Here is a 2,842-nt window from a genome sequence, read left to right on the forward strand (position 1 = left end):
GCCCGCAGCTTCGGCGTGGCCTACCTGATCGACGTGCTGCGTGGCAAGCGCACCGAGAAGGTCGAGCAGTACGGCCATGCCGGCCTGAGCACCTTCGGCATCGGCACCGACCTGAGCGAGCAGCAGTGGCGCGCGGTGCTGCGGCAACTGGTGGCGCTTGGTCACGTCGTGACGGAGGGCGAGTACGGCACGCTGGCACTGACCGACACGGCGCGCACGGTGCTGCGCGGTGACGTGCAGCTGCGCATGCGCACGCCCGCCGAAGCGCCCCGCCGCAGTCGTTCGCGCACCCGGGGTGGTCTGGCGGCCGGGGCCGACGCGGCACCGCGCGGACCCAAGGTGGCGCCTGCCGATCTGGACGCCCGGCAGATCGCCAGCTTCGAGGCGCTGCGCCAGTGGCGTGCCGATGTGGCGCGCGAACACAACCTGCCCGCCTATGTCGTCTTCCACGACGCGACGCTGGCCGAGATGGCGCGTCGCCAGCCGGCATCGCTGGCGGAACTGGGCGGCATCAGCGGTGTCGGGGCGAAAAAGCTGGAGGCGTACGGAGCAGCCCTGCTGAGCGTGCTGGAAGCCAAGGCGGCGTGAACACGCCCTGGGGCCGGCGGACCTGACGCTACTTGCGGATCTCGCTCACGGCACCGCTCGCCGCCGCACCGACGGCCTGCGCGCCCTGGCGCGTGGCCTCCCATGCGCCGACCGCGGCGTCCTTCACCGTGCGGCCGATGTCTCGCCCGGTCTGGCCGGCGGCCGAGCCGACTTCGCGCGCGCCGTGGGCCACGGCGGCGCCCGCTTCCTTCGCGTCCTTGGCCACCACCTGGCCTGTCGCGCGTGCCTGATCGGCCATGCCCGGACCGGACGACTGCTGGGCACAGCCGGCGCTGATCGACAGCGACAGCGCAGTCATCAGGGCGGAGGTGAGGGCGACGCCTGGTCGCCCCGGGGGATTCGTGTTCAAGGTGGTGCCTTTCATTGCAGTTGCATCGGATCAGCGTTGCACGGTCACGCTCACCCACGCACTGTCGGTGACCTGTCCGGCGTCATCGACCGCGCGTGCCAGATAGCGCACGACCCCGTCGGGGCTGTCCGGCTGCACGGTGTCCCAGGCGTAGGGGACAAAGGTGTCCGTGCCCAGCCGTGTGACGGTCCCGGTGGACTCGACCCGGTAGAACTCGACCCGCGCCACGGCGTAGTCGTCGCTCGCTGCGGCCGACAGACGCACCGGGTCGCCGACCTTGGCCGAGGTCACGCTGGTGACCAGGCTCACGCTGGGGGGCAGGTCGTCGTAGCCGCCGCCGGCCCAGCCGAAGTAGAGGCCGCCGCCGCAGCCGACCAGCACGGCGGTGCTCAGAACCAGCGCCAGAGCGGCGCCACGCAGTGGAGGAGGCAGGGTGAACATGCGGCCGCATGCTACGCCGTGGTCTGACGGCGGGCAATCGAGTCGGCTGAACCCCTGCCGTCAGTCTGCGTACCGGGTCTGCACGTAGTCGCCCGGTGCGGCGGTGAGGATGGCGGCCGGGTCGATGGCCCGGGCCGGCACGGTGCCGTGGCTGTGCGCGCCGAGCCAGTCGTTCCACGCCGTCCACCAGGAGCCTTCGCGGTGCTCGGCGGCCGCTTGCCAGTCCTCGGGACTTTGCCAAGGGTCGGTTGTCGCGGTGACGTGCAGCGCGCAGTGGCGGTGCGGGTGGCCGGGTTCGCTGACGATGCCGGCGTTGTGGCCGCCGCTGGTCAGCACGAAGGTGACCTCGGTGTCGGACAGGCGCAGCAGCTTGTAGACGGACTTCCACGGCGAGACGTGGTCGGTCTCCGTGCCGACCGCAAAGACCGGCACGCGGATGTCGGACAGCGAGACCGGCGCGGCCTCGACGAGGTAGCGCCCCTCGGCCAGTTCGTTGCGCAGGTAGCAGCGGCGCAGGTACTCGCTGTGCATGCGCGCCGGCATGCGCGTCACGTCGGCGTTCCAGGCCATCAGGTCATTGGGATGGACGCGCTCGCCGAGCAGGTACTCGCGCATCTTCATCGACCAGACCAGATCGCGCGCATGCAGGAACTGGAACGACCCCGCCATCTGCTGCCCGGTCAGGAACCCCCGGTCGGCCATCATCGCTTCGAGCAGCTGCACCTGCGACTCGTCGATCAGCACGCCCATCTCGCCCGGCTCGGTGAAGTCGGTTTCCGAGGCCAGCAGCGTCACGCTGGCCAGCGGCGCCTGCTGCGGTGCGTTGGCGACCTGCTGCGGGCGGGCCAGCGCGGCGGCGGCCATCGACAGCAGCGTGCCGCCCAGGCAGTAGCCGCAGGCGTGCACCGGCTGGTCGGGGACCAGTGCGCGGATGCGGGCGAGGCTGTCGAACACGCCCCACTGCAGGTAGTCGTTCAGACCGATGCCGGCATCGCCCCGGTCGGGGTTCTTCCAGCTCAGGATGAAGACGGTGTGGCCCTGGCCGACCAGCCAGCGCACCAGCGAGTTCTCCGGACTCAGGTCGAGGATGTAGTACTTCATGATCCACGACGGCACGATGAAGACCGGCTCGGCCTGCACCGTGTCGGTGGCGGGCGCGTACTGGATCAGCTCGACCAGCCGGTTGCGCATCACCACCGCACCGGGGGTGATCGCCACTTCGGTGCCGGGACGGTAGGTGTGTTCGGGCTGCAGCAGGGGTGGCAGGCCGTGCTGCTGGCGCCAGTCGTCCACCGCGTTCTGTGCACCCTCGACCAGATTGGCGCCGAGGCGTTCGCGGGTCGCCTGCACCACTTCGGGGTTGAACGGCAGGTTGCTCGGGCTGAGCGTGTCGAGCCACTGCCGTGCCATCGTCCGCACCACCTCGCTGTGGTGGCGCGTCAG

The 2,842-nt window shown here is 70.7% G+C and carries 4 protein-coding genes; 1 reads left to right on the top strand and 3 read right to left on the bottom strand.

Annotated features, from left to right (window positions below; all coding sequences use genetic code 11):
* Positions 1–588 (top strand): RQC domain-containing protein (locus AB3X43_RS08510; RefSeq protein ID WP_369429412.1); only part of this gene is annotated, 588 nt, incomplete at its 5' end.
* 28 nt (positions 589–616) lie between these two features.
* Here the strand turns inward: AB3X43_RS08510 and AB3X43_RS08515 are convergent.
* From AB3X43_RS08515 to AB3X43_RS08525, 3 genes are all read right to left on the bottom strand, one after another.
* Positions 617–958: a hypothetical protein gene (locus tag AB3X43_RS08515; protein ID WP_369429413.1), complete on the bottom strand. Its 342-nt coding sequence runs from the start codon at positions 956–958 to the stop codon at positions 617–619.
* A gap of 30 nt (positions 959–988) precedes the next feature.
* Positions 989–1,399 carry an Ig-like domain-containing protein gene (locus AB3X43_RS08520; RefSeq protein WP_369429414.1) on the bottom strand — a complete coding sequence of 137 codons (411 nt, stop codon included), beginning with the start codon at positions 1,397–1,399 and terminating at the stop codon, positions 989–991.
* Positions 1,400–1,459: 60 nt separating this feature from the next.
* The coding region (locus AB3X43_RS08525) for a PHA/PHB synthase family protein (RefSeq protein WP_369429415.1) at positions 1,460–2,842 on the bottom strand (1,383 nt) is incomplete at its 5' end.

Source organism: Sphaerotilus sp. (genome assembly GCF_041083715.1).
GTDB lineage: Bacteria > Pseudomonadota > Gammaproteobacteria > Burkholderiales > Burkholderiaceae_C > Sphaerotilus.